Consider the following 24898-nt stretch of genomic DNA (forward strand, 5'->3'; position numbering starts at 1 on the left):
AACATTGGCGTTACGCGTGCGGCGTAACGTGGGGGCTTGCCCAGCTTGGTGGACGAGGCAATTGTTTTACTGGTGGATTAGGCGTGCACATCTAACCTATCGTAAATCCTATGTGTAAGTCGTACCGAAACGCCGTACAAATACGTTGTGCTCCTGATGACTTTTTTTCCGGCAGAGTCACTAAAAGAGGTTGGAACTTAAATAGGATCGGATATAGAATCCGGAGCAGGTGTAAGGAATGTACGGTTCGGTACACAACGTTCGAGGAGGATCACTATCGCGAATGTTAACTTGCATCAAATTGTGGTAGATGCCCTTCGAGGCGACCTATAAAGAAAGCGCACCCGGTTGTCGTTACAGCAAATGTGGCGAACATTTCGGGGCAAACGGCCAGATATACGGGGACGTATACGTATAAAAGGCCAAAGAACGTAAATACAGGCACGAGGAATAAAATGAAAGCAATGCTGATTCGCTTCCTTCGGGAAGAAGACGGGGTTACCGCGATCGAGTATGGTCTGATTGCGGGGCTGGTTGCCATTGGTATCGTTGGCGCACTGGGTACGCTTGAAGGCGGCCTGACCACGCTGTTCACGAATGTCGGAAACAAACTGACAAGCGCTGCCGGCTGAGCTATTAAGCTTCGTCGAGATACGGGTGAATCGTTTCGGCGATTCGCCCGTCCTGCATATGCGCTTGCGGCGGCTTTCAAATGGCATTCTTTCTCTGTACGGGGATTTTCTTCGCCTGGGCAATGCTCGTTGCCGCAGGTGATATCCGCATGCGCCGCGTACCGAACGTGCTTGTCCTGTTCGGATTGGGCGGTGCGATTGCAAGTGCCTTGGCGCACGCCAATCCATTCGGTATTTCCTTTCAGCAGGCACTGATCGGCCTGCTCGCCGGACTAATCGGCCTTTTCCCGTTTTTTGCACTGCGCGTGATGGGCGCGGCGGACGTAAAGGTTTTCGCCGTGATCGGTGCGTGGTGCGGCCTGCAAGGCCTCCTCTGGATCTGGGTCATGGCGAGCGTGGCTGCCGGGATCCATGCGCTCGCACTCGTCGTCCTGTCCGGAACCTCGTTCGGCGCGTTGTGGCAGCGCCGCGCGCCGTCCATGGCGCTCGGCGGGCTGCGGGCAACGCCTTATGCCGCTTGCCTGACGGGCGCCGCGGCAGTCTGGTTCGTGCATCTCGTGGCGGGAGGCGTGCAATGAAACCACGGCAGCAACCTGTGAACTGGCGGCGGCAGCGAGGCGTGACGGCAGTCGAGTTTGCGCTGGTTTTTCCGCTGTTCTTCATGATCTTCTATGCGATCGTGATGTTCGGAATGATTTTCGCCATCCAGCAAAACCTGACGTTGGCGGCGTCGGAAGGAGCGCGGGCGGCGTTGAACTATGTATACGAGTCGAGCGGATCCGCAACGCAGGCATTGCAGGACCGCGGCGCCGCGGCGCAGAAGACTGCCGCCGGGCTCACGAGCTGGTTGCCCAACGTGCAGGTACCGCCGGCGACGACGGGGGCGTGCAGCTACGATTCGACGATGTATTGCGTGACAGTCACGGTGAGCTACCCGTATACGCAATATCCGCTGGTGCCGGCGATTCCGCCGCTGAGTCTCCTCGTGCCCGGCACGCTGGCAAGCACGGCTACGGTCCAGATCAGCCCGGCAACCATTTTGTGAAGTAACAGGTACGACGCGGCCACGAGGCGTAAGGCCGCAATCGCAAGTGCAGCTCAACAAAACAACATTACTTACGGCACACAACATAGACCATGGCCAACAACCTGACGAAGATCATCGCCGCGTTGCTGATCGCGATTGCCGTCTTGCTCGGGGTTTACGCGTGGATGCTCGGCCGCACCGCGGCGCATCCGCCTGCGAATGTCGCGCCGGTGGCGGCAGCGACGAAGACGGTACCGATCGTCGTGGCGGCGCGACTGCTACCCGCGGGGCAACCGATCACGGCCGATTCATTGAAGATCGTGCAAGTGCCGGCATTGCCGACGGGGGCGTTCGGTGAGGCGACCACGCTGGTTGGCCGCGTGCCGGTCAACGACATCCTTGATTCGGCCCCGATACTGGAGAGCGCGCTGACGTCAGGACTCGCCGATCGCATCGAACCCGGCGAGCGGGCCGTGGCCGTGAAGATCGACGAGTCGAACGCCGTCGGCAACCGCATTCGTCCGGGTAATTTCGTCGACGTTTTCCTGAACCTGAGGCGTGACGGTGCGGGTGCCGGCACGGGAACCAGTTCGGAAATTCCCGACACGCAGGCGCGCCTGCTGCTGTCGAAGATCCGTGTGCTGTCTTTTGGCGATGCAACACCCGATCGCGACGTCGGTTCGAACGCAGCGAATGGCGTGAGGACTGCCGTGCTTGCCGTGCCGACCGCCCAGGTCGATGCGCTGACGCTCGGGGAAGCAAGCGGACGCCTTACGCTCGCACTTCGTAATCCGAAAGATGACGACATCGCGATGCAGACCGTTGCGGTACGTACGACGGCAGCGAACCTGACGCCGTCGGCTCAGGCTGCCGCTGGCGTATCGCTCGACGAACTGTCGACGGGTCGCGCGCGCAGCGCACCCCGTGCGGTGACCGCGCCGCGCGCACCGATCGTCGCGCGCTCGGGCAGCAGCATCGAAGTGATTCGTGGCGGGCGGGCCGAGACGGTCGCCTATTGAACAACTTGCGTACGGTCATCGACAGCAGCAACGGAAGGGAGAAGGCCGCATGACGGTCTCCGACACAATGACGAATAAATTGATTGCATTCGCGATTGCCATTTTGACCATGACGTTTGCCACGCTGGCGGGGGCCGCGGGCACGAACGGTTCGATCGAACTCGCGGTCGGCTCGCAGCGGCAAGTCGCCGCGGGTCGGACGCTGCAACGCATCGCGGTGGGTGATCCGTCGGTCGTCGACGTGCTCGTGATGAAGGGCAGCCACGCAGGGAGCGTGTTGCTGGTAGCCAAGGCGCCGGGGTCGACGAACGTGATGCTCTGGGAGCGGGGGCGCGACGAACCGATGGTATGGAACGTCAATGTCGTCGACGCAGCGGCCCAGGTCGTGACCGACGGGTCGACGCCCAGCGTGAAAGCCTATGGCGGCACGTCGGTGGTGTCCGGTGCCGCGGCGTCGCTCGAAGGGCACGAGCGCGCGGCCGCGGTCGCCAAGCACATGAGCGGCAAGGACGGTACGGTGATCGACATGTCGACGGTCGGCGCAAAGAGTACGGTGCAGGTTGACGTACGCGTCGTCGAGTTCAGCCGTTCGGTGCTGAAGGAGGCAGGGCTCAATTTCTTCAAGCAAAGCAATGGCTTCTCGTTCGGTGCACTGTCGCCGGGATCGTTGCAGTCTTATACCGGTGGTGCTGGCAACCTGCAGATGACGACGGGCATTCCGATCGCGTCCGCGTTCAACCTGGTCGTGAATTCGGCCGGCCGCGGCATTTTCGGCAATATTTCGGTCCTCGAGGCCAACAACCTCGCGCGCATCCTTGCGCAGCCGACGCTGGTCGCGTTGTCCGGACAAAGCGCGAGCTTCCTCGCGGGCGGCGAGATTCCGGTGCCGGTGCCGCAGGCCCTCGGTTCGACGGCCATCGAGTGGAAGCAGTATGGTGTCGGCCTGACGCTGACGCCGACCGTGCTCAGCGCCCGGCGTATCGCGCTGAAGGTCGCACCCGAAGCGAGTCAGCTTGATTTCGTGCACGCGGTCACGATCAACAGCATTTCCGTGCCTGCGATCACGACGCGGCGTGCCGATACGACGGTCGAACTCGGCGATGGCGAAAGTTTCGTGATCGGGGGGCTGATCGACCGGGAAACGATGTCGAACATCAGCAAGGTGCCGTTCCTCGGTGATCTGCCGATCATCGGCGCGTTCTTCAAGACGCTCAATTACCAGCAGAACGACAAGGAGCTGGTGATCATCGTTACGCCGCACCTCGTCTCGCCGATCGCAAAGGGCGCATCGCTGCCGGCTACGCCGGGCGAGCAGTCCGATCAGCGCGACGGTCCTGTGTGGCGTTCGTACCTTGGTGGCATCGCATCGCCTGACGCGGCGCCTGGATTTTCGAAATGAACGCGGGGCGAGACGTCGCGCGGCATGTAACCGGGGGTGTTCAACATGAACGCGAGAACCCTTTCATTGACTGAGCCCGCCGTCACCGATTATTTCGTGTGCGCGTCGCAGCAGGACGCACATGTTCGCTGGCTGGGCGACACGCTCGTGTCGGCCGGCACGGTCGAGTCTTCGTCGCTCGAGCCGGGGGCGCTTGCACAGCGCATTTCGGGACTCAATCCGGCGATCGTCTTCATCGATTTTTCCGGCGCGCACGCGGCAGCAAGCGCGGCTGCGGCCGCGGTGCGCGCGTCGCATCCCGGATTGCCCGTCGTTGCGCTCGGCACGCTTGCCGAACCCGAAAGCGCGCTTGCGGCGCTGCGGGCCGGCGTGCGTGACTTCATCGACGTGTCGAGCACATCCGACGAAGCGTTGCGCATCACGCGCGGGTTGCTCGAGCATGTCACGGGCGAGCCGGCGAACCGTCACGGCAAACTCGTTGCGCTGCTCGGCGCCCGGGCCGGAATGGGCGTCAGCACGCTTGCGGCGAACCTGGCGGTATGGATGCACCGACGCGCGCCCGGCACGGACGTCCGTGACGACGCGTTCGGCTCTGCTGCAACACGCGCCCGGCAAACCGCGCTTGTCGATCTCGGCTTGCCTGCGGGAGACGGCGCGCTGTTCCTCAATACACGCTGCGAGTTCCACTTCGTCGAGGCCGTCCGCAATCTACGCCGGATCGACCGGACGTTCGTCAATACGGCGCTCACCCGCCATGCGAGCGGCGTCGCACTGACGACCCTGCCGCCCAATCTTGCCGATCTGCGCGATGTGTCGTATGCGTCGTGCGTGGGGCTGTTGAACCGCCTGCGCGCATTCTTCGACCAGCAGATCGTCGATCTCGGCGGTTTTTCGAACCAGGAGTTCGTCGCGCAGATCTCGTCGGCAGCCGACGAGGCGTGGCTCGTGTGCGACCAGAGCGTCGCGTCGATCGTGTCCGCGGTCGATCTGCTCGAGGGGCTGCGCGATACCGGGGTCGATCTCGGCAAGATCCGCCTGATCGTCAACCAGTACGATCCGGAGCTGAGCCTGATGCCGGCACAGATCGCCGATCGCCTCGGCATCCCGCTTCTGGCGACGCTGCCGGCACGTCGCATTCCGATCGGCCATGCGGCGAATCAGGGGCGCCTCATCATCGATACCGCGGAGCGCGATCCTTACGTGCGTGCGCTCGAATCCCTGGCGGAGCGGCTGGCCGGTTCGTCCGCTGCACCTCGCGTCGCTTCAGGCCTGTCCGCGCTCAAGCGATTCATTCAACCCTCGTCCAAGCGATCGTAAGCGATGGCACACGACATTCAATTCGCCGATGGCGCGACGCCGTTCTCCCAGTCGCAGCAGTTTCACGACATCAAGAACGCCGCGCATGAACACCTGCTGACGCGCATCGAGGAACTGGGCGCCGAGTTCGGTCGCTGGTCGCGCCAGGCGATCAACCAGTTCGTCGATCTGGAAATCGACAGCTTCGTGCGATTGCGCCGCATTCCGCTCAACGAGAACGAGGTGCGGGCGATTGCGGAGGCGCTGACGAAGGAACTGGCCGGCTTCGGGCCGATCGAGGATTTGCTCGCCGATCCGCACGTCGAGGACATCCTGATCAACGGCTACAACGACATCTACGTGTCGCGCCACGGGATCCTGGCCAAGCTGCCGGTGCGTTTCACCGACAACGCTCACCTGCTGCGTATCGTACGGCGCATCCTCGCACCGATCGGTCGCCGTCTCGACGAGTCGAACCCGATGGTCGACGCCCGTCTGCCGGACGGTGGACGCGTCAACGTCGTGATCGAACCGCTGTCGATCGACGGGCCGGTCGTGTCGATCCGGAAATTCCGCAAGGATCCGCTGAAGCCGTCCGACCTGCTCGGCAACGGCACGTACAACGAGGAAATCGGCGCCTTGCTCGAGGCGGCGGTCGAGGCGCGCTGCAACGTCCTCGTATCGGGCGGTACGAGTTCCGGCAAGACGTCGCTGCTCAACGCGCTGGCGTTTCACATCCCCGAGATCGAACGTGTCGTGACGATCGAGGACACGGCCGAACTGTCGTTGAATCACCCGCACGTGGTGCGGCTCGAGAGCCGCCCGGGCGGATTCGACGGCACCGGTGTCGTATCGATCCGCGATCTGCTGCGCAATACGTTGCGGATGCGCCCGGATCGCATCATCGTCGGCGAAGTGCGGGGCGGCGAGGTGCTCGAGATGCTGCAGGCGATGAACACGGGGCACGACGGATCGATGGGGACGGTGCACGCGAGCTCACCTCGCGAGTGCCTGTATCGCCTCGAAATGCTGGCCGGGTTCGCCGGCTTCCAGGGCACGGAATCGAGCCTGCGCCGGCAGATTGCCAACGCGATCGACTTCATCGTGCAGATCGGACGCCTGTCGAACGGTCGCCGGCGGATCCTGTCGATCACCGAAGTCACGGGCCTGTCGGACAACATCATCGCGACCCAGGAGCTGTATCGCTACGAAGCGCGTGTCACCGCCGACGGCGAGGAAGTCGACAACTGGGAATCGCTCGGCATCCATCCGCACTCGCCGAAGCTCGCGCGGTTCCGGCAGACGCTGACGAACAGTGGATTTGGCGGCGGTGGCGGCGGATTTGGCGGCGGCTTCGGTCGCGGTGGCGGGGGCTTCAATGTATAGCGTGATGGCCGGCTTGCTGGCAGCCGCGCTGTTCTGCGTCGCGGGCGCGCTGATGCTGTGGCGGCACGGCGAACTCAAGCGCGGGCGCACGGATGCGCAACGCTTCGTCGACAGCCGGATCGAACCGGCTGCGCGGGCCGCTGCAGCGTCGGCGCGTACCACGCAGGCGGCTCGTGCGGTTGCGCCGAAGAGCTCGGCGGCCGCAGCATCGTCCTGGGAGCGCTGGCGCGAAACGGCGTCCGAATATCTCCAGCATCTCGTCAGCCGGGCGGGAATCGAAGATGCGCGCGTGAAGGCACTGATCGCGCTGGCCGTGCTCGTTGTCGCGGCATTCGCCGCCGGGCAGGCCGGTGGCGTCCTCGCGTTCATGGCCGCGCTGGCAGCCGGGATCTCGTTGCTGGTCTTCTGGCTCGTGTCGCGGATCCAGCGACGTCGCCTGCAGATCGTCCGGCAACTGCCTTCGTTCCTCGACGGGATCGTACGCCTCGTGACGCTCGGCAACAGCGTGCCGGCCGCGTTCCAGGGGGCGTTGCAAACAACCGAAGCGCCATTGCGGGGCTGTCTCGACCAAGTGTCGAGAATGCTGCGCACGGGCGTCGAGATCGATCGCGCGATGACGTACATCGCGCGGGTCTATCACACGGAGGAGTTCGAGCTGGTCGGGTCGGTGCTGCGACTGTCGGTGCGCTACGGTGGCCGGGCCGATGTAATGCTCGACCGGATGTCGATCTTCATGCGTGACCTTGAACAGGCGGAGCGGGAGTTGATGGCGATGTCCGCGGAAACGCGATTGTCGGCATGGGTGCTCGTGCTGCTGCCGATCGCGATTGCCGGCTTCGTCGTTTCGACGCATCCGGCCTACATCAGCGGCATGTGGTACGACGAGAACGGACGAAGACTCCTTTATCTCGCCGTCCTGATGCAGATCGTGGGTACGGTCTGGCTGTACAGAATGGCCCGGCTCAGGTGACGACATGACCTCCACTCAGATTGGATCGATCGCGCTTGCGTTAGCCGCTCTTGGGGTGCTGCTGCTGGCACTCGTCGCGATGCGGCGCGCGCGCGCGGAGATGCGCGGCCAGCAGGCGCTGGTGAGCGCGCTCGAGCGTCGTGCCGTGGCGCTGGAGCGTTCTGCCGCGCGGGCCGCGGACGGCGAGGGCGTGTCCCTGGCGGCAAATGTCGCGCCGCCGTCGGCGGTGCGCTCGCGCATTGCGCGGATCTTCGAACGTCTGTCGTCGATCGGCATGCGCTGGCTCGACACGGATTTCGGGCGATACGCGGTGGCCGATGAAGATCGGCGGCTGCTCGAGCAGTGCGGTTATGTCGACGCACGATCGCGCGGGCTGTTCCTTGCCGTGCGCGTCGTCATTGCATGCATCGCGCCTTTGGTGTTCATCGTGTTCATCGGACCGCATCTCACCGGAGGCCGGTTGCTGTCCGGAATCCTGGTGACGATCGCCGTGGGATTCATGGTGCCGAAGGTCTACGTCATCCGGCGCGCGGCCGCACGTCGCCAGAGCGTGACCGACGAACTGCCGCTGCTGGTCGACATGTTGCGTCTGCTGCAGGGCGTCGGGCTGTCGCTGGATCAGAGCATCCAGGTTGTCACGAACGATTTCAAGGCGATGTTGCCGGTGCTGTCGTCCGAAGTCGGTATCGCGCAACAGCAGTTCGCGGCAGGCCGCACGCGGGAGCAATCGCTGCAACGCCTGTCGTCGAGTTTCGACAACGAGGATCTGCGGGCGATCGTCCGATTGATGATTCAGGTCGACAAGCACGGCGGCGCGGTGCAGGAGCCGCTCAAGCAGTTCGGTGATCGCCTGCGTGAAACGCGGCGATCGATGCTGCGCGAGCGCATCGGGCGCCTGACGGTCAAGATGACGGGCGTCATGATCGTGACGCTGTTGCCCGCGCTGCTTATCGTGACGGGCGGGCCCGGCATCATCGCGGTGATGCGTGCGCTTGCGCAGGTGCCGCAATGATGCGGCGGATGGAAGGAACGAACATGATGCGGATCGGTAGCATGGTGAAGCTGGGCGGCACGATGGCAATCGTGTTGCTCGCAGGGTGCAGTGCGTTCAAGGAAAGCGGATACGGTGTCGGTCCGCAAGCCGAGCGCGCGGCATTGATGGACGCGGCCGCTCAGAAGCAGTCGGCGCCCGATACGCCTGGCATGTATCTGAGCCTGATCCAGAAGATGCAGGAGCAGGGGTTGTACTACGCGTCGCTGGCTCACATCGACGCGTACGAGAAACAGTATGGAGCGTTGCCGGAGACCATCCTGCTGCGCGGTGATGCACTGCGCATGACGGGGCAGCCGGCTGCCAGCGAGGCGGTCTACAAGCAGTTGATCAATACGCCGCTCGCTGCGCGCGGATACCGCGGACTCGGGCTGATTGCCGGTGCGGCCGGCGATTTTGAGCGAGCGGCACAGTCGCTGTCACAGGCCACGGTGCTCGCACCGACCGATGCATCGATGCTGTCCGATCTCGCGTACGCAAAATTGCGGTGCGGTGACGTGCAGGGCGCTCGCGTGCCGTTGATGAAGGCGGCCGAGCTCGACCAGAACAGCCCGAAGATCATCAGCAATCTTGCGCTCTACCTGATGGTGAGCGGGCGCGCGCACGATGCGCAGAAGCTGATGAACCAGCAGAAGTTGTCGGCAGACATTCGTAACGACATCCGTAGCGATGCGAACAAGATTCTTGCTGCATCGCATGCGTGGCGGAAGGCGCCGGCGTCTGCACCGGTCGCCGTAGCGGTCGGTTCGGGCAGTGTTGTCGATGTCTCCGGCAGCCTCGCTGCGACGCGTGCTGCGCCGGTCGCCAGCATCCAGGGATTCGATCCGACCGCACCGCTTCTGCAGCGGTTCGCACAGTAAAAAAGACATCGGGGAAACCGACATGAAGAACCGGAATATCGATTGGGTAACGCGCGGTGTCCGCGCAGCCGCGGCGCTTGCGCTGTTCGGCACGGTTGCGGTAGCGCATGCCCAGGCTTCGAAGCACAGCGCATCGGAAATCGGGCCGTCGACCAACGAGTGGCTCGCGCTTCAGCGCGACAACCGGGCGGCCGGCCCGGACCTGCCGATGCTCGGCGCGGCGGCGTCGCTGACCTACCAGCGGTATCTCGATTCATTCAAGAACAAGATCCCCGAAATGATGGACTCGCCGCTGAAGTCGGTGGGCGGGGCCGGGGCGGGCGGTCAGGGCCTGTCGTCATCGTCCAATTGAGGCAGCAATGCATCCGGTTCGATTTCCACGGTTTCGTATGGCCCGGCGCGAGCCGCAGGGCCTCGTGCGGCAACGCGGCGTTGCGTCGATGCTGGCGGCCGTGTGGATTCTCGTCGCGATCCTGGTGCTGAGCTCGATCGACATCGGCAACCTGTACTTTCAGCGGCGAGACGTACAGCGCATTGCCGACATGGCCGCGCTCGCGGCCGCGCAGCGGATCAACCAGACGGATACAAACTGCACGACAGCCAAGGCGAACGCGTTGAGCAGTGCGGGGAGCAACAGCTCGAACAGCGTAAGCGCCAATGCGCCGTCGTCCGGGCAGGATCAGGTCACGACGACATGCGGGCGCTGGGATGCGCCTACTACTCGGGCAACCACGTCGCCGCCGCCGAACTATTACGTGAGCCCGACTTCCGTATTTCCGATCAATGCGGCACAGGTTACGGTTACGCGGTCGATGACGTATTTCTTCATGAGCCTCTTCAGTGCACTGGGGGCCGCCCCGCCGACCATTTCGGCGAGCGCGACGGCGCGGGCAACCAATATCGATTCGTTCTCCGTGAGTTCGGGCGTGTTGTCGGTGGGGGGGAATTGTTCGTCGGGACAGGCGCCGACCGGGTCGGTCGGGCTGCTCAACATGTTGTTGTCGGGCCTGCTGGGCGCGGGCAGCCAGCTCAACCTGAGCGTCGGCTGCTACAACGCGCTGGCCAGTGCGAACATCAAGCTCGGCGATCTCGCCACGGCGCTGAACGTTGGAACGCCCAAGGGCCTCGTAAATACGCAGGTCAAGCTGTCGGACCTCCTGAAGGCATCGGTGACCGCGCTGAATGCGAACGGTGCCGCGAACGTCAACGCCGCCGTCGCAGGCACGGCGCTGAACCTGATCATCAGCTCGCTCAACGTGGCGGTCGGCAATACGCTCGTGACGGTTGTCAACCCGAACCAGGCGGCGGCGACGTCGATCGGGCAGGCGGGCGCCATCAGTCTTGGGGTGCCGCCAGGGCAGGATCCAGGCATTCTCGCGAACGCCGCGACGCAGGCCACCGTCGACCTGCTCGACCTGGTCATGGCGGCCGCGGCGATTGCCAACGCGCAGTCGGCGGCGATGGTGAGTCTGTCGACGTCGCAACTGGCCGCGCTCGGTTTCCCGACGAGTCTCGTCAACCTGCAGCTCCAGGTGCTCACGCCGCCGTCACCTGCGATCGGGGAGGCCGGGAAGCTGAACGGTGTATACCGTACGCAAGCGACGAACGGGCAGATCGGCGTATCGCTGACGGTCGGGTTGCCGTCGATCGGACTGGGGGGGCTGCTTTCGCTAACCGGGCTCAATTTGCCGCTCTATCTGGTGGTCGGTGGCCCATCGACCGCCAATCTGGAGACGATCGACTGCGAATCGAGTACGAGCGCGAAGCCAAGCTGGGTCACGATCAGCGTGACGCCTAGCATCGCGAGTGTATGCGTCGGGAATGCGCCGACGACGTCCGCCGGGTGGCTTAATCTCGCGTCGAACAACAGCTGTTCCGGAACCGCGGCGTCGGTTGCCGCGACGCTGATCGGATTGCCCTTGGTCAACCTGAACGTATCGAGCTCCGCACCGATCATCACGCTGGGGGCTGGCGGCTCGAGCAGTTCGTCGGGTTCGTCTTCCCCGGCGTTTTACAGCAACAACGCGAGCCCGCCGCAATTCTGCGTGCAGTCGGATGCGCCGCAGAACTGCCCGACGTACTGGACGACCAACTCCAATGCGTTGGGTTCGCAGATCATCAATCTCAGCTCGCTGTCGGTCGGTCCGTTGGTGGTATTGGGCGTCATCAATCTCCCGATCCAGGCGCTGACGGCACTCGTTGCCCCCATCCTGCAGGGCGTCTTGAATATCGTCGTACCGCTGCTCAACAGCATCCTCGTCCCGGTACTGAATCTCCTGGGCGCCCAGATCGGTCAGGCGACCGTGCATCAGATCGGCCTGACCTGCGGTACGCCCCAACTCGTTTACTGAAGCGTCATCCGAAGAATGAGAACCACGCCCGCAATCGAAGAGCTCGACCTGTACGTCTGGGAAGGCAAAGCGGACATCGTCGACCGCGTCGCCCGGTGCATGGCGAGCTTCGACGTCGAAGTGATCCGCGCCGACAACGCGGAGATCTCGCCCGAGCGCGCCGCGTTGCGGCCGTCGCTTGCGATCATCAGCGTGTCGATGATCGAAACCGGCACGGCGTTCCTGCGCGACTGGCAGGCCAACATCGGCATGCCGGTGGTCTGGGTCGGTGCGGCGCGCGGCAACGACGCGTCGCAGTATCCGCCCGAGTATTCGCATATCCTGCCGCTCGACTTCACGTGTGCCGAGCTGCGCGGCATGATCGGCAAGCTCGTCACGCAACTGCGTGCGCACGCGGCCGAAACGCTGCAGCCGTCGGAACTCGTCGCGCACTCCGAATCGATGCAGGCGTTGCTGCACGAAGTCGATACGTTCGCCGACTGCGACACCAACGTGCTGTTGCACGGCGAAACCGGTGTCGGCAAGGAGCGCATCGCGCAACTGCTGCACGAAAAGCACTCGCGCTACCGGCACGGCGAATTCGTACCGGTGAACTGCGGCGCGATTCCCGACGGCCTGTTCGAATCGCTGTTCTTCGGTCATGCGAAAGGATCGTTCACGGGCGCGGTTGTTGCGCATAAAGGCTATTTCGAGCAGGCGGGCGGCGGCACGCTGTTCCTCGATGAAGTCGGCGATCTGCCGCTGTATCAGCAGGTCAAGCTGCTGCGCGTGCTCGAGGATGGCGCGGTGCTGCGGGTCGGTGCGACGGCGTCGGTCAAGGTCGACTTCCGCCTGGTCGCGGCGAGCAACAAGAAGTTGCCGCAGCTCGTGAAGGAAGGGCTGTTTCGCGCCGATCTCTACTACCGGCTCGCGGTGATCGAACTGAGCATTCCGTCGCTGGAAGAGCGCGGCGCGGTCGACAAGATCGCGTTGTTCAAGTCGTTCGTCGCGGAAGTCGTCGGCGAGCAGCGGCTCGCCGAGCTGTCCGACCTGCCGTACTGGCTCACGGATTCGGTCGCGGACAGCTATTTCCCCGGCAACGTGCGCGAACTGCGCAACCTTGCCGAGCGCGTCGGCGTGACGGTGCGGCAGACGGGCGGATGGGATGCCGCGCGGTTGCAGCGGCTGATCGCGCACGCACGCAGCTCGGCCCAGCCGGTGCCGGCGGAAAGCGCGGCCGAAGTCTTCGTCGATCGCAGCAAGTGGGACATGAACGAGCGAAGCCGCGTCATCGCGGCGCTCGACGCAAACGGCTGGCGGCGTCAGGACACGGCGCAGCAACTCGGCATCAGCCGCAAGGTATTGTGGGAAAAAATGCGCAAGTATCAGATATTCGACGAAGAGCCCGAGACCCGCGATAGCGAGTAATTAATGAGATAAAATCGCGTTGAATTACAACGACTCGGGCGGGAATAAAACTTCATGAGCCATATGACGGGGTTGGGGCGGGTGGGCGTGTTGCTCGCCATGGTGGGAGGCATGCAGGGCGCTTTCGCGCAGGGGCTGGCAGGCAGCGATTCGTCGGCGGTTCAGCAGGCGTCGGCGCCGGTGGCCGCGATTCCGGTGATCGATTCGCAGGCCCAGACGTCGGTGCAGCCGCTGGCGGGCGAGACGACGGGGCCGAGCACGGTCGACGACCTGCAGCGCCAGATCCAGGCGCATTCGCTGACGGAGATGCGTACGAGCTACAACGGCAGCTACGGCGCAAGCCTGCTGTTCAACGTGAAGGACGGGGCGTACTTCGTCGCGCTGTTCCAGCAGAAGGCGTTCTGGCGCGTGATCAAGACGTACGACGAAACCCGCGCGGAAGCGATTTATCGCGATTTTTCTCGCCAGGCCGAGCGGCTGGCCGTCAACGAACTGCGCGCGGCGAAGCTGGAATCGCAGAAGGCGCAGATGGACAAGCAGATCGAAGTCACGCAGGACCGTGCGCGGCGTCTGCAGGCCGACATCTCGATCGCACGCCAGCAGCAGGCGGCGGTGACGGACCGTCAGAAGAGCGTACGTAACGAGACGGCTGCGCTGCAGGCGCAGCAGGCCGAACTCCAGTCGCAACTGCGTGCATTGCAGCAGCAGGTGCGCTCGCTGCAGCGCGAGGCCGATGCGGGCCTGCCGACGACGGCGCGCTGAACCTCGGAGGTGGCAGCGGTGCGGCGACATGCCGCGCCGGCCGTATCAGTAAAAAGGGCAAGCCGGTTGGCTTGCCCTTTTGTTTTACTGGCCGTCCGGCACGATTCGCCGGCGGCGCGTGACGATCACCGGCCCGTTGCCGCCGCGGGAATCCGGCGATGACGTGTTGCCGGATGCGTCGCCGGTGTCGCGCGGCGCGCCGTAGCTTTCGCGCGGTTCACGGGGCTCGCGCGGTGCGCCGTAGCCTTCGCGCGGCTCGCGCGAGCCGTAACCCTCGCGCGGTTCACGCGAACCATAGCCTTCGCGCGGTTCGCGGGAGCCGTAGCCGCCGTCGCCGCGCGATTCGCGCGAGCCGCCGTGCGAGCCGTACGGGCTGTGACCGCCGCCTTCACGGCCGCCGGGGCGACCGCCGGTGCGCGGCCCGCGGGGGCCGCTGCCGCCCGGGCGCGAGCCGCCCGTGTCGAGCTGGATCGTGGAAATCGCACGCTTGTAGATGCCTTGCAGACCCACGGGGGTGCGCAGCATCACCAGGTACTGGTCGAACGACTCGATGCAGCCCGTCAGGCGAATGCCGTTGACGAGATAGATTTCAACGCGCTTACGTTCCTTGCGCGCCGAATTGATGAAGTCGTTTTGCGGATGGGATTCTGCGGGATTGGCCATTGAGGTGCGGCAGGAGCCTGCGTCAGAGAATATGTTGTGCGTGTGTGTGGCGTGTTCGTCCACAAGGTGTTTGGCGGGATTTTACCCTGTTCGATCCGGGAGCGCGCAGTCGTGATTGTGTCGAACCGTAACCCACTATAGACGTTCCGGCGCATTTTCGCGATTCGGCCGAACGGCCAATGTCGTTTCGTTACGCCGCGTTACGACTCTCGCAGCCCCGTATCACCCCGGCGCGTACGCGGCGCTTACATTGGTTGCGCGAGCCGGGCGGGCCGGCTCATCAGGGATCCGCAGCATGAACAAGAGGCAAGTGGCAGGGGTGATCGGGAGCATGGCATGGCTCGTTTCCGGGAGCGCAATGGCGCATGTCGACCTGTCGGTCGGCATCGGCGTACCGGTTGCACCGGTCTATGTCGAGCCGGCGCCGGTCTATGTAGCGCCGCAGCCGCCCGTGGTCGTCTATCCGGGCGGCGGATACGGCTATTACGGCGATGACGACGATCGCTACTGGAGGTGGCGCCGGCACCATGACAGGCAATGGCGCCGATATTACGGCGACGACGATGACGATTGATCCCGTGGCCGGCCTCGCCATGTGAATCAGAACGCGTAGTCGGGGTTTTTCGGGTCGAATGCGGTGTCGTCGAAGGTCACCGGCGCGATTTTCTCGATGACGATCCGCTCGAAGATCTTGCCGTCGTTGTCATAGGATTCGACGGTCCGGAAATAGGGGGCGTGCAGGTCGAGCCCCAGGGTTTCCTTTTTCGCGTAGAACTGCGGCCGGCCGGTCGGCGTTTCGTAGGTGAGCGCGACGACGCGCACCCCGCCGATCGTCCTGGCTTCCACGTCGGTCGGCCGCTGCACGCCGGCTTCCAGGTATTTCTTCCCTTCGGTCAGGTACAGGTTCGTGATGAACTCGGTGCCGAGATCCTTCACCTGGTGATTCGACTGGGCGCGCGCCAGGGCGCCGTCGATCGCCGTCCACAGCGGAATCTTGCCGAGCAGGCCGCCCAGATGGCCGTACATCTCGTCCTTGCGTTGCGTCGTGTCGTAGATGGTTTCCTGTCCGGCATGCGCGCCGCCCGGCAGCCATTTCGCATACACGCGCAGCGGCTCGCGGGTCGTCTTCACGAGCATGTGGTCAGGCGTGTCGGACCATTTCCCGCTGATGCGCTCCTGGCGCACCATCGTGAACTGGTATGACGGGTAGCCGTTGGGACCGTTGCGGATGTAGAGCGGTACGGCAAGCGGATCCAGTGCCTTGAAAAGTGCCGTGAGCGTTGCGTCGTCGAGCTGCGCGAGCGTGCCGCGCTGGGCCGCCGTGCGCAGCCAGCGCGCCTGTTGCGCGAGCGGCTCGCGCGTGACTTTCGCGAGGTCCGCCGGCAGCGCGACTTCCTGGGTCGCGCTCGCGGTGCCGGCCGCTTCCTGCGCATGCAGGCCCGTTTGCGCGAGCGACAGCACGCAAACGGCCGCCGCGGCGGCGGCATGCCGCACGCGGTGCATCATTCCTTCGTTCATCGACAGCGTCTCCCGGTGCGATGGATCGTTCAGCCTTGCTTCGCGGCCTTGATTTTGGCGAGTTCCTCGTCACGCAGCGCGCGGCGCAGGATCTTGCCGACGTTCGTCTGCGGCAGTGCGTCGCGGAACTCGACGAATTTCGGCATCTTGTAGCCGGTCAGGTTCTTGCGGCAGTGCGCGAGCACGTCGTCGACCGTCAGCGACGGGTCGCGGCGCACGACGAACACCTTGATCCGTTCGCCCTGTACCTCGTCAGGAATGCCGATCGCCGCGGCTTCGCTGATGCCGGGATGCATCACGAGCACCTCCTCGATCTCGTTCGGATACACGTTGAAGCCCGACACGAGGATCATGTCCTTCTTGCGGTCGATGAGGCGGATGAAGCCGCGCTCGTCCATCACGCCGATGTCGCCGGTGCCGAGCCAGCCGTCGGCGTCGATCACCTTGGCCGTTTCGTCGGGGCGCTGCCAGTAGCCGCGCATCACCTGCGGGCCGTGCACGCACAGCTCGCCCGGCTCGCCGATGGCGGCCCACGTGCCGTCCTCGCGGCGAAAGCGCACGACGGTGGACGGCGCAGGCAGGCCGATCGAGCCGCTGAACGCGGCCATGTCGTTCAGGTCCACGGGATTCATCGTGACGATCGGCGAGCATTCGGTCAGGCCGTAGCCTTCGACGACCGGCCGCCCCGTCACCTGCTGGAAGCGCTCCGCGACCGCGCGCTGCATCGCCATACCGCCTGCCATCGCGAGCTTGAGCTTCGAGAAATCGCGCTGGCGGAATTCCTCGTTGTCGAGGAACGCGTTGTACAGCGTGTTGATGCCGGTGATCCCCGTGAACGTTTCGTTGCGGATGATCTTCATCACCATCTTCATGTCGCGCGGGTTCGCGATCAGGATGTTGCGCCCGCCGAGCCCCATGAAGATGAACGCGTTCACCGTCAGCGAATAGATGTGATAGAGCGGCAGCGGCGTAAGCACGGTTTCGACGTCGCCCGACACCTGGTCGGCGATCCACGCCTTGGCCTGCAGCAGGTTCGCGATCAGGTTGCCGTGCGTGAGCATCGCGCCTTTCGCGACGCCCGTCGTGCCGCCCGTGTACTGCAGGAATGCGAGATCGTCGCGCGCCGTCTGCACGGGTTGCGGCTTGCCGCGCGCGCCGAGCGCGAGGGCGGAGCGCAGCCGGATGGCCTGCGGCAGGTGATAGGCCGGCACGAGCTTCTTCACGTGCTTCAGCACGAAATTGATCAGGCGTCCTTTCGCATTGAAGCCGTCGGCGAGCAGGTCGCCGAGCGCGGTGACGACGATGTTCTTGACCTGCGTTTCCGGCAGCGCATCCTGCAGCGTGCGTGCGAAGTTCTCGAACACGACGATCGTCTGTGCGCCGCTGTCCTTCAGCTGGTGCGCGAGTTCGCGCACGGTATAGAGCGGGTTCACGTTGACGACGATCGCGCCGGCCTTCAGCGTGCCGAACAGCGCGACCGGGTACTGGAATGTGTTCGGCAGCATGATCGCGACGCGGTCGCCGGGTTTCACGCCGAGCGTTTGCAGGTACGACGCGAATGCGTCGACCTTCTGCGCGAGCGTGCGGTAGGTCATCGACGCACCGGCGCTCACGTAAGCGACGCGGTCGGCGTAGCGGGTCGTGCATTCGTCGAAGAACTGCACGAGCGACGCATATTGCGCGACGTCGATTTCGTGCGGGACGCCGGGCGGGTACGACGCGTACCAGATACCGTCGGTGTTCGGCGGAACCTGGGCCGCGGTGGTTGCTGCGGAAGATGACATGACGTGTCTCCGGTCGGTGCTCTCGGCGAGGGCGGCGTGTCGGCGCCTGCCCATGCCCCGTGCTTCGCGGCCGGTCGGTGCGGGCGTTTCGACGCCACGCACGACCGCGCGTATCAATCAAATCGTGAACAGGAAGCCGCGCGTGGCCTTGCGCGCTCAGTTCGTGGAATGCAGTGTCGCCGCGTCGACGCTCGTCGCAGCCGACTGCGGCAGCCCGAACGCTTCGCTGGCCCCCGCGTCGTCGAGCACCGCCGCGAAGATCGACAGTTGGGCGGTGTCGGGCATCGGTGCCTTCAGCGCGGCGACGATCAGCGACGACAGCCGCGCGATCATCTGCACGTCGTTCATCGTGCGCCCTTGCGAGAATTCGTCGATCAGGCTTTCGGTTTCGGCGCCCGCGAGCGCGCCGGACAGCGCGCCGATCGCGAAATGCAGCCGCCAGCCGAGTTCCGTACGCGGCAGATGCGGCAACGCGCGCTGGAACGCATCGAAGAAGCGGCCTGCGACGCTAGCGTAGTGCGCGGTCAGGAAGTTGCGCACGAACGGCGAAGGATCGGTGTATGCACGGCCGATCAGCCGGAGGAACCCGGGCCCGCCGCGTTCGGGATTGCGCGATGCCTTCAGCGCGGGAATGAACATCGCGCCGAGCACGTGCTCGCAGGTGATGTGCGTGCCGAGCTGCGCATCGAAACGGTCGAGAATGCCGAGGCGCTCCTGGTTGAGCTGGTCGAGCCGGCGCGACAGCATCGCGTGGATCAGCGCTTCCTTGCTGCCGAAGTGATAGTTGACCGCGGCGAGGTTGACCGCCGCGCGCGAGGTGATCTGCCGCATCGACATCGCTTCGAAGCCATGCTCGATGAAGAGATCCTCGGCCGCATCGAGGATGCGCGCCTTCGTCCCGCCGGTCTGCCGAGTGCTGGATGACCGTGCTCCGGACGGCCGTCCCGCGGATGGCCGCCCCTCCTGACTTACTGCCATGTTCCGCCTCCCATGCCGGTTTCCCGGCCGCGAACAGGTGATTTGATTATCTGATTCAAACAGTCGTTTTTATTAAGATAAAAAATCGCGGGCAGGGCGGGCAAGCGGGGAATCTGGACAAATTCCTCTAGTTCGATGTGCGAATGCGGAAAGCATGACGCGCGACCCCGGCCGGACGGGGCGCGCGCGATGATGCAGTGCCGCAACGTGCGGGTTCAGCCGACCGTGCTACGCGTATTGACCGATTGCGTCATGTCGATGCCGCGCCGTTCGCGGCTGAACAGGATCAGCACGGCGATCGCGACGGCGACGATGCCGGCCACGACCGCGAGCGCAAGGCCGTAGTTGTTGCCGTTCGAAACGGCGAGCGACGCCTGCATCGTCGCGTTGCCCGACGCGAGCAGGTTGCCGAGCTGATAGACGACACCGGGGAAGGTTGCCCGGATCTCGTCGGGCGAGATCTCGTTCAGGTGAACCGGGATCACGCCCCACGCGCCCTGTACCGAGATCTGCATCAGGAATGCGCCGGCTGCGAGCGCGACCGGGCCGCTCGAGAACGCCCACAGCGGCAGCACGGGCAGCGCGATCAGTGCGGCGATGAAGATCGCGCGGCGCCGGCCGATCCGCTCCGAGATCGCACCGAACGAAAGGCCGCCGACGATCGCGCCGATGTTCAGCACGATCGTGATCCACGACACCGTATGCGGATCGAAGTGATGCTGTTCGCGCAGGAAGGTCGGGTAGAGATCCTGCGTACCGTGCGAGAAGAAGTTGAACGCGGTCATCAGCACGATCGCGTAGATCGTGAGCTTCCAGTTCTGCTTCAGCGTCGCGCCGAGGCTCGGGCGCTGGCGCTTTTCCATCTGCTTCCACGCCGGCGATTCGGGCACGTGAGACCGGACGTACAGCACGAGCAGCGCGGGCAGCACGCCGACCATGAACATGCCGCGCCAGCCGATGGTCTGGTAGAACAGGCCGAATACGACCGACGCGAGCAGGTAGCCGCTCGGGTAGCCGGCCTGCAGCAGCCCCGACACGAAGCCGCGCGCATGGGTCGGTACGGTCTCCATCGTCAGCGCGGAGCCGACGCCCCATTCGCCGCCCATCGCGATGCCGAACAGCGCACGCAGCACCAGCAGCGCAGTCAGGCTCGGCGCGAAACCCGACGCGAGTTCGAGCACCGAATAGCATGCGATGTTGACCATCAGGGTCGGGCGACGACCGAAGCGGTCGGCGAGCCGGCCGAAGATCAGCGCGCCGAGCGGGCGCATCGCGAGCGTCAGCGTGAGCGCGAACGCGACGGCGGGGATCGTCGACGCGAATTCCGCGGCGATGTCCTTCAGCACGAAAACCATCAGGAAAAAGTCGAACGCATCGAGCGTCCAGCCCAGATAGGCGGCGATCGTGACGTTGCGTTGTTCGCGGGTCCAGCTCATGTCCGAGGTCTCCTCGTTGGCTTGCGCGCTCACGATGTGCATGCGGATGCCGTCCCGGCATGCGCGCGGCGCGGGGGCATGGATCGAGTGTAGGCCGCTGTATCGTGCGATGTAGGGCGCGATAACGTCGAATCGGGAATAATCCCTAGGAAATGAACTGTTTCGGAAACGGAAACGGCGCTGCGCGAGCCAGTCGACAGGCATCTGTATCATTATGGAAGGCTGTTTGTATTTGTTCTGTAATGCGTTCGACGCATAGCGTCATCGAATCAGGAGTCCGGATGAATGAACGTTCCGCCGCCGAATTGCCGGTGCTCGAAACGGCCAGGCTGTGGCTGCGGCCGCGTGTGCTGGCCGATCTCGATGCATGCATCGAGATGGATCGCGATCCCGAAGTGACGCGGCACATCGCGGGGCCGTGGCACGACCCCGTCGAGCATCGCCGCTTCGTCACGCACCGGATCGCGCGTGACTATCCGCCGGGCCTCGGGTACTGGTCGATCTTCGAGAAGGCCGTACCCGATGCGTTCGTCGGCTGGATCCTGCTGATTCCCGACTATGCGGACGGCGCGCGCGACGTCGAGATCGGCTGGCGGCTCGTGCGCACGACCTGGGGGCGCGGTATTGCGAGCGAGGCGGCCGAGGCCGTCGTGCGGCACGCGTTCGACACCGTGCGCCTGCCGCGTGTGATCGCCGATATCGCGGAGGCCAACAGCGGCTCGCTGAATGTCGCCCGCAAGCTCGGAATGCATCGCGTGAGCGTCGTGCACGACGGCATTCCTTACATTCGCCATCGCCTCGAACGCAACGATCTGCGTGCGTAGCGCAGCGTCTTGCTTGTCGTGGGTGTCAGAGATCGTCAACCGCACGCGAATCGAGGTCATGCCGTATTAACGGCTCGCGCGATCAGGAGTATCGTTGCCGGAATTTCGCAACATGGGGTACGACCATGGCACTCGGCAACGACGTTCATCTCATTCCCGTCAGGCTCGACGCGCTGCGTCCGACGCAGATGACGGTGGGCTATCGCGAAGTCAAGGCGAAGCGCAAGCACTGGAAGGCGCTCAACAAGCGCGCCCGCAAGGCCGCGATCGAATCGCACTGGTTCCCGGCCATCGTCGGCCCCGGCGGCCTGCACTACATCACCGATCACCATCATCTCGGCCTCGCGCTGATCGAGGAGGGCGAGTCGCGCGTGAACGCGATGCTGCTGAAGGATCTGTCGTGGCTCGACGACACGATCTTCTGGCGGATGATGGAACACAACCAGTGGGTGCATCCGTTCGGCGCGGACGGGTCGCGGCGCGACTATGCGCACTTGCCGAAGGCACTGACGGGGCTCGAGGACGACCCGTACCGCAGCCTCGCCGGCGAGCTGCGCACGGCGGGCGGCTATGCGAAGGATGCGACGCCGTTCAGCGAATTCCTGTGGGCCGACTACCTGCGTCAGCACGTGTCGCTCGACCAGATCCGCAAGAACTTCGCGAAGGCGCTCGATATCGCGCTGCATCGCGCGCACGAACAGGATGCGCGCTACCTGCCCGGCTGGTCGGGCGTCATCGCCGTCAAACCCTGACCGGCGCACGACGCCGACCGACCATGACGACCGCTCCGATCCGTCCCGACGCCGGCCCGCAGCATGCCGACCATTTTGCCGCGCTCGATGCGGCTTCGCCGCCGCCTGCGCGTCGCATCGGCCTCGATGCACTGGCCGGCCTGTCGATTGCCGGCCTGCTGATTCCCGAGGCGGTCGCGTATGCGGGGCTCGCCAACCTGCCGCCGCAGGCCGGCCTGATCGCACTGCTGTCGGGGCTCGTCGTCTATGCGTTGACGGGCAGCAGCCGCTTCGCGATCGTGTCGTCGACGTCGTCGTCGGCCGCCGTGCTCGCGGCGACCGTGCTCGCCGAATCGGGGATGGCGCTGGCCGCCCAGCTCGCACTCGCGGCTGCGCTCGTCGCGATGACGGGCGTGCTGTTCATCCTGGCCGGTGTCGCGCGGCTCGGCGGCATGTCGGATTTCGTCGCGCGGCCCGTGCTGCGCGGTTTCACGTTCGGCCTTGCGCTGACGATCGTCATCAAGCAACTGCCGAAGATTCTCGCGATTTCCGTGCAGCACAGCGATGCACCGCATGTCGTGCTCGACCTGATCACCGGCGCGCCGCATGCCAACCTCGCGAGCGTCGTGCTCGGCGCGATCGCGCTGGCCCTGCTGTTCGTGCTCGGACGCCGCTCGCGGGTGCCCGCGACGCTCGTCGTGATCGTGCTGTCGATCGCGGTGGGTTACGCAATCGACTGGCAGCGCTACGGGATCGCGATCGTCGGCCATATCGACTTCCGGCACCTCGAATTCGGCCTGCCGCATCTCGACCGCAACGCGTGGATGCAGACGATCGAGCTTGCGTTCGCGCTGATGCTGATCCTGTATGCGGAGTCGTACGGATCGATCCGCAACTTCGCGCTGAAGCACGGCGATACCATGTCGCCGAACCGCGACCTCGTCGCGCTCGGCTGCGCGAACCTCGTGTCGGGCCTGTTGCACGGGATGCCGGTCGGCGCCGGTTATTCGGCGACGTCGGCGAACGAGGCGGCAGGTGCGCAGTCGCGCTTTGCCGGCCTGTGGGCGGCCGGCGTGGTCGCGCTGATCGTCTGGTTGCTGCTGCCGCAGCTCGCGCGCACGCCGGAGCCGGTGCTCGCGGCGATCGTGATCTTCGCCGTCAGCCACTCGCTGCATCCGTCCGTCTTCCGGCCGTACTGGGCGTGGCATCGCGACCGGCTCGTCGTGATCGCGGCACTGCTCGCGGTGCTCGTGCTCGGCGTGCTGAACGGGCTGCTCGCGGCCATCGGCGTGAGCCTGCTGCTGACGCTGCGCAAGCTGTCCGAGCCGAACGTCAGCGTGCTCGGCCGGTTGCGCGACAGCCACGACTTCGTCGACGTCGCGAATCATGCCGATGCGAAGCCGGTGCCGGGCGTGCTGATCGTGCGGCCCGAGGCGCAGCTGTTCTTCGCGAATGCGGACCGGATGCTGAATCGCGTGCGTGCGTTGATGAAGGCTGCGCCGGACACGCATACCGTGATGCTGAGCCTCGAGGAAACGCCGGACGTCGACGGCACGACGATCGAATCGTTGCGCACGTTCGCGGCGGAATGTGCGGCGCGCGGGCTGCGACTCGCGCTCGTGCGGCTCAAGGTGCACGCACTGCATGCGCTGCGCCGCGCGGCGGACGATACGCTGCACGACGATGCGCTGTCGGAGCTGAGCGTCGACGAAAGCCTGCAACTGTTGCAGGCCGGCATGCCGCCCGACGGCAGCGACGGAACGACCGCCGCATGACGAGGCGGCGCGCCGGCGCCGTTTATTGAGAGAGCGCGGCGCCGGCGGTGCGCTCGATCATGCCGGCTACTTCCTCGGCCGTCGGTGCATAGGCGCCTGCATGTGCACAGGCGACGGCCGCGCATGCGGCTGCGTAGCGCAGATGGTCGGCCGCCGTTGCATCGGGGCGCGCCAGCTGGCTCGCGAGCCAGCCGCCGATGCTTGCGTCGCCGCAGCCGACCGTGTCGGCGACCTCGGTCGGAAACGCGGGCTGGAACAGCATCGTGTCGCGATGCAGAAGCTGCATGCCGGATGCGCCGCGCGTGACGAGCATCGTCGCGTCGGGCGCCCATGTGCGCAGTTGCGCGAGCGCGGCCGCTTCGTCGAGTTCGGGAAACAGTCCGCGCAGATCCTCGTCGGATACCTTGATCCAGTCGGCGAGCATGGCCAGCCGGCGCAGCGTGTCGCGATACGACGGCGCGGCCATCGGCGCCCGGAAGTTCGGGTCGAACGAAATCCGCTTGCCGGCCGCGCGTGCGGTCTGTGCGATCTCGATCAGGCGCGCCGCGAGCGGTTCGCGCACGACGCCGAGCGAGCCGACGTGCACGATCTCGGCCGCGTCGAGGGCACCGGCGGGCATGTCTGCCGGATCGAATGCGAGATCGGCGCTGTTGTCGCCGATGAAGAAATAGTGGGGCGGCTGCTTCGACACGACCATCGCGAGCAGCGGCGCGCGGTCGACCTGCCGGATGAAGCGCATGTCGAGCCCTGCGTCGGCGCTCTTGCACATCAGCTCGTCGCCGAAGATGTCGCGGCTGACCGTGCCGGCGAAGGCCGTCGGCACGCCGAGCCGTGCACCGACGCGGGCCACGTTCCAGCATGAGCCGCCGGCGACGCTGCGCCAGTGCTGTGCGTCGTCGCGGATGAAATCGGTCAGCGCCTCGCCGAATACGATCAGGCGGGGAAACGTCGTCGTCATGTCGAAACCTTGTGCCGCGGCGTTGCGTGCGGCCGTACGGCGGTTGATCCGAAAGGCGGGCGGTGCGGGCC

24 protein-coding genes are annotated in these 24898 nt (G+C 65.0%); 18 read left to right on the forward strand and 6 right to left on the reverse strand.

All coding sequences use genetic code 11. The annotated features are described in order from the left end of the window. Positions 1 to 455: 455 nt before the first annotated feature. The 14 genes from AC5LXK_RS07910 to AC5LXK_RS07975 all read left to right on the forward strand — a co-directional run bounded on the left by AC5LXK_RS07910 (position 456) and on the right by AC5LXK_RS07975 (position 14160). Complete coding sequence (locus tag AC5LXK_RS07910) at positions 456 to 632, forward strand: Flp family type IVb pilin (protein ID WP_493391071.1); 177 nt, start codon at positions 456 to 458, stop codon at positions 630 to 632. 80 nt (positions 633 to 712) lie between these two features. Beyond that, positions 713 to 1210, forward strand: coding sequence for an A24 family peptidase (locus tag AC5LXK_RS07915; RefSeq protein ID WP_493391072.1), 498 nt, complete (start codon positions 713 to 715; stop codon positions 1208 to 1210). After that, positions 1207 to 1677, forward strand: a complete 471-nt coding sequence (locus AC5LXK_RS07920) for a TadE/TadG family type IV pilus assembly protein (RefSeq protein WP_493391073.1) — start codon at positions 1207 to 1209, stop codon at positions 1675 to 1677. Before AC5LXK_RS07915 ends, AC5LXK_RS07920 begins: the two co-directional genes overlap by 4 nt. A 92-nt stretch (positions 1678 to 1769) precedes the next feature. Continuing rightward, positions 1770 to 2678 carry a Flp pilus assembly protein CpaB gene (cpaB, locus tag AC5LXK_RS07925; protein WP_493391074.1) on the forward strand — a complete coding sequence of 303 codons (909 nt, stop codon included), beginning with the start codon at positions 1770 to 1772 and terminating at the stop codon, positions 2676 to 2678. Positions 2679 to 2745: 67 nt separating this feature from the next. Beyond that, on the forward strand, positions 2746 to 4077 hold the full coding sequence (locus AC5LXK_RS07930; protein ID WP_493391199.1) for a type II and III secretion system protein family protein: 1332 nt from the start codon (positions 2746 to 2748) through the stop codon (positions 4075 to 4077). Positions 4078 to 4122: 45 nt separating this feature from the next. Further along, complete coding sequence (locus AC5LXK_RS07935) at positions 4123 to 5394, forward strand: fimbrial protein (protein ID WP_493391075.1); 1272 nt, start codon at positions 4123 to 4125, stop codon at positions 5392 to 5394. Positions 5395 to 5397: 3 nt separating this feature from the next. After that, positions 5398 to 6759 carry a TadA family conjugal transfer-associated ATPase gene (locus tag AC5LXK_RS07940; protein ID WP_493391076.1) on the forward strand — a complete coding sequence of 454 codons (1362 nt, stop codon included), beginning with the start codon at positions 5398 to 5400 and terminating at the stop codon, positions 6757 to 6759. Further along, entirely contained in the window at positions 6752 to 7729 is a 978-nt protein-coding gene (locus AC5LXK_RS07945) for a type II secretion system F family protein (RefSeq protein ID WP_493391077.1), read from the forward strand. The genes AC5LXK_RS07940 and AC5LXK_RS07945 overlap by 8 nt, the downstream gene beginning before the upstream one ends. 4 nt (positions 7730 to 7733) lie before the next feature. Beyond that, positions 7734 to 8741 carry a type II secretion system F family protein gene (locus AC5LXK_RS07950; RefSeq protein ID WP_493391078.1) on the forward strand — a complete coding sequence of 336 codons (1008 nt, stop codon included), beginning with the start codon at positions 7734 to 7736 and terminating at the stop codon, positions 8739 to 8741. A gap of 23 nt (positions 8742 to 8764) precedes the next feature. Next, positions 8765 to 9640 carry a tetratricopeptide repeat protein gene (locus tag AC5LXK_RS07955; RefSeq protein ID WP_493391079.1) on the forward strand — a complete coding sequence of 292 codons (876 nt, stop codon included), beginning with the start codon at positions 8765 to 8767 and terminating at the stop codon, positions 9638 to 9640. 22 nt (positions 9641 to 9662) lie between these two features. Beyond that, entirely contained in the window at positions 9663 to 9992 is a 330-nt protein-coding gene (locus tag AC5LXK_RS07960) for a DUF3613 domain-containing protein (RefSeq protein ID WP_493391080.1), read from the forward strand. Between the two features lie 88 nt (positions 9993 to 10080). Further along, positions 10081 to 11991, forward strand: a complete 1911-nt coding sequence (locus AC5LXK_RS07965; protein ID WP_493391081.1) for a TadG family pilus assembly protein — start codon at positions 10081 to 10083, stop codon at positions 11989 to 11991. Positions 11992 to 12006: 15 nt separating this feature from the next. Beyond that, a complete protein-coding gene (locus AC5LXK_RS07970; protein ID WP_493391082.1) occupies positions 12007 to 13398 on the forward strand; it encodes a sigma 54-interacting transcriptional regulator in 1392 nt (463 codons plus the stop codon). Between the two features lie 54 nt (positions 13399 to 13452). Then, positions 13453 to 14160, forward strand: a complete 708-nt coding sequence (locus AC5LXK_RS07975; protein ID WP_493391083.1) for a DUF2968 domain-containing protein — start codon at positions 13453 to 13455, stop codon at positions 14158 to 14160. Positions 14161 to 14244: 84 nt separating this feature from the next. On the opposite strand, the gene hfq is transcribed toward AC5LXK_RS07975, so the two are convergent. After that, entirely contained in the window at positions 14245 to 14823 is a 579-nt protein-coding gene (hfq, locus tag AC5LXK_RS07980) for an RNA chaperone Hfq (RefSeq protein ID WP_059234622.1), read from the reverse strand. A 295-nt stretch (positions 14824 to 15118) separates the two neighbouring features. Between hfq and AC5LXK_RS07985 the strand changes: the two genes are divergently transcribed. Next, positions 15119 to 15397 (forward strand): hypothetical protein, encoded by a 279-nt coding sequence (locus AC5LXK_RS07985; RefSeq protein ID WP_493391084.1) that lies wholly within the window; start codon positions 15119 to 15121, stop codon positions 15395 to 15397. A gap of 26 nt (positions 15398 to 15423) precedes the next feature. Here AC5LXK_RS07985 and AC5LXK_RS07990 read toward each other — a convergent pair whose 3' ends face one another. The 4 genes from AC5LXK_RS07990 to AC5LXK_RS08005 all read right to left on the reverse strand — a co-directional run bounded on the left by AC5LXK_RS07990 (position 15424) and on the right by AC5LXK_RS08005 (position 20539). Continuing rightward, a complete protein-coding gene (locus AC5LXK_RS07990) occupies positions 15424 to 16341 on the reverse strand; it encodes a DUF1571 domain-containing protein (protein ID WP_493391085.1) in 918 nt (305 codons plus the stop codon). A gap of 29 nt (positions 16342 to 16370) precedes the next feature. Next, positions 16371 to 18125 (reverse strand): AMP-binding protein, encoded by a 1755-nt coding sequence (locus tag AC5LXK_RS07995; RefSeq protein ID WP_493391086.1) that lies wholly within the window; start codon positions 18123 to 18125, stop codon positions 16371 to 16373. 156 nt (positions 18126 to 18281) lie between these two features. Next, positions 18282 to 19103 (reverse strand): TetR/AcrR family transcriptional regulator, encoded by an 822-nt coding sequence (locus AC5LXK_RS08000; protein WP_493391087.1) that lies wholly within the window; start codon positions 19101 to 19103, stop codon positions 18282 to 18284. 215 nt (positions 19104 to 19318) lie between these two features. Next, entirely contained in the window at positions 19319 to 20539 is a 1221-nt protein-coding gene (locus tag AC5LXK_RS08005) for an MFS transporter (RefSeq protein ID WP_493391088.1), read from the reverse strand. A gap of 281 nt (positions 20540 to 20820) precedes the next feature. Between AC5LXK_RS08005 and AC5LXK_RS08010 the strand changes: the two genes are divergently transcribed. From AC5LXK_RS08010 to AC5LXK_RS08020, 3 genes are all read left to right on the forward strand, one after another. Next, complete coding sequence (locus tag AC5LXK_RS08010; RefSeq protein WP_493391089.1) at positions 20821 to 21363, forward strand: GNAT family N-acetyltransferase; 543 nt, start codon at positions 20821 to 20823, stop codon at positions 21361 to 21363. 125 nt (positions 21364 to 21488) lie between these two features. Beyond that, the gene (locus tag AC5LXK_RS08015) at positions 21489 to 22115 is read left to right on the forward strand and encodes a ParB-like protein (RefSeq protein WP_493391090.1); all 627 of its coding nucleotides are present in this window, start codon (positions 21489 to 21491) and stop codon (positions 22113 to 22115) included. Between the two features lie 23 nt (positions 22116 to 22138). Then, positions 22139 to 23869 (forward strand): SulP family inorganic anion transporter, encoded by a 1731-nt coding sequence (locus tag AC5LXK_RS08020; RefSeq protein ID WP_493391091.1) that lies wholly within the window; start codon positions 22139 to 22141, stop codon positions 23867 to 23869. Between the two features lie 22 nt (positions 23870 to 23891). Here the strand turns inward: AC5LXK_RS08020 and AC5LXK_RS08025 are convergent, their stop codons facing one another. Beyond that, positions 23892 to 24827, reverse strand: coding sequence for a carbohydrate kinase family protein (locus AC5LXK_RS08025; RefSeq protein ID WP_493391092.1), 936 nt, complete (start codon positions 24825 to 24827; stop codon positions 23892 to 23894). Positions 24828 to 24898 lie beyond the last annotated feature (71 nt).

The sequence above is a fragment of the Burkholderia pulmonis genome, assembly GCF_984667975.1.

What these genes read in the sequence shown, in the direction of transcription:
- AC5LXK_RS07910 (WP_493391071.1), top strand. Translation starts at nt 456, where the DNA reads ATGAAAGCAATGCTGATTCGCTTCCTTCGGGAAGAAGACGGGGTTACC.
- AC5LXK_RS07915 (WP_493391072.1), top strand. Translation starts at nt 713, where the DNA reads ATGGCATTCTTTCTCTGTACGGGGATTTTCTTCGCCTGGGCAATGCTC.
- AC5LXK_RS07920 (WP_493391073.1), top strand. Translation starts at nt 1,207, where the DNA reads ATGAAACCACGGCAGCAACCTGTGAACTGGCGGCGGCAGCGAGGCGTG.
- cpaB (WP_493391074.1), top strand. Translation starts at nt 1,770, where the DNA reads ATGGCCAACAACCTGACGAAGATCATCGCCGCGTTGCTGATCGCGATT.
- AC5LXK_RS07930 (WP_493391199.1), top strand. Translation starts at nt 2,746, where the DNA reads ATGACGAATAAATTGATTGCATTCGCGATTGCCATTTTGACCATGACG.
- AC5LXK_RS07935 (WP_493391075.1), top strand. Translation starts at nt 4,123, where the DNA reads ATGAACGCGAGAACCCTTTCATTGACTGAGCCCGCCGTCACCGATTAT.
- AC5LXK_RS07940 (WP_493391076.1), top strand. Translation starts at nt 5,398, where the DNA reads ATGGCACACGACATTCAATTCGCCGATGGCGCGACGCCGTTCTCCCAG.
- AC5LXK_RS07945 (WP_493391077.1), top strand. Translation starts at nt 6,752, where the DNA reads ATGTATAGCGTGATGGCCGGCTTGCTGGCAGCCGCGCTGTTCTGCGTC.
- AC5LXK_RS07950 (WP_493391078.1), top strand. Translation starts at nt 7,734, where the DNA reads ATGACCTCCACTCAGATTGGATCGATCGCGCTTGCGTTAGCCGCTCTT.
- AC5LXK_RS07955 (WP_493391079.1), top strand. Translation starts at nt 8,765, where the DNA reads ATGATGCGGATCGGTAGCATGGTGAAGCTGGGCGGCACGATGGCAATC.
- AC5LXK_RS07960 (WP_493391080.1), top strand. Translation starts at nt 9,663, where the DNA reads ATGAAGAACCGGAATATCGATTGGGTAACGCGCGGTGTCCGCGCAGCC.
- AC5LXK_RS07965 (WP_493391081.1), top strand. Translation starts at nt 10,081, where the DNA reads ATGCTGGCGGCCGTGTGGATTCTCGTCGCGATCCTGGTGCTGAGCTCG.
- AC5LXK_RS07970 (WP_493391082.1), top strand. Translation starts at nt 12,007, where the DNA reads ATGAGAACCACGCCCGCAATCGAAGAGCTCGACCTGTACGTCTGGGAA.
- AC5LXK_RS07975 (WP_493391083.1), top strand. Translation starts at nt 13,453, where the DNA reads ATGAGCCATATGACGGGGTTGGGGCGGGTGGGCGTGTTGCTCGCCATG.
- hfq (WP_059234622.1), bottom strand. Translation starts at nt 14,823, where the DNA reads ATGGCCAATCCCGCAGAATCCCATCCGCAAAACGACTTCATCAATTCG.
- AC5LXK_RS07985 (WP_493391084.1), top strand. Translation starts at nt 15,119, where the DNA reads ATGAACAAGAGGCAAGTGGCAGGGGTGATCGGGAGCATGGCATGGCTC.
- AC5LXK_RS07990 (WP_493391085.1), bottom strand. Translation starts at nt 16,341, where the DNA reads ATGAACGAAGGAATGATGCACCGCGTGCGGCATGCCGCCGCCGCGGCG.
- AC5LXK_RS07995 (WP_493391086.1), bottom strand. Translation starts at nt 18,125, where the DNA reads ATGTCATCTTCCGCAGCAACCACCGCGGCCCAGGTTCCGCCGAACACC.
- AC5LXK_RS08000 (WP_493391087.1), bottom strand. Translation starts at nt 19,103, where the DNA reads ATGGCAGTAAGTCAGGAGGGGCGGCCATCCGCGGGACGGCCGTCCGGA.
- AC5LXK_RS08005 (WP_493391088.1), bottom strand. Translation starts at nt 20,539, where the DNA reads ATGAGCTGGACCCGCGAACAACGCAACGTCACGATCGCCGCCTATCTG.
- AC5LXK_RS08010 (WP_493391089.1), top strand. Translation starts at nt 20,821, where the DNA reads ATGAATGAACGTTCCGCCGCCGAATTGCCGGTGCTCGAAACGGCCAGG.
- AC5LXK_RS08015 (WP_493391090.1), top strand. Translation starts at nt 21,489, where the DNA reads ATGGCACTCGGCAACGACGTTCATCTCATTCCCGTCAGGCTCGACGCG.
- AC5LXK_RS08020 (WP_493391091.1), top strand. Translation starts at nt 22,139, where the DNA reads ATGACGACCGCTCCGATCCGTCCCGACGCCGGCCCGCAGCATGCCGAC.
- AC5LXK_RS08025 (WP_493391092.1), bottom strand. Translation starts at nt 24,827, where the DNA reads ATGACGACGACGTTTCCCCGCCTGATCGTATTCGGCGAGGCGCTGACC.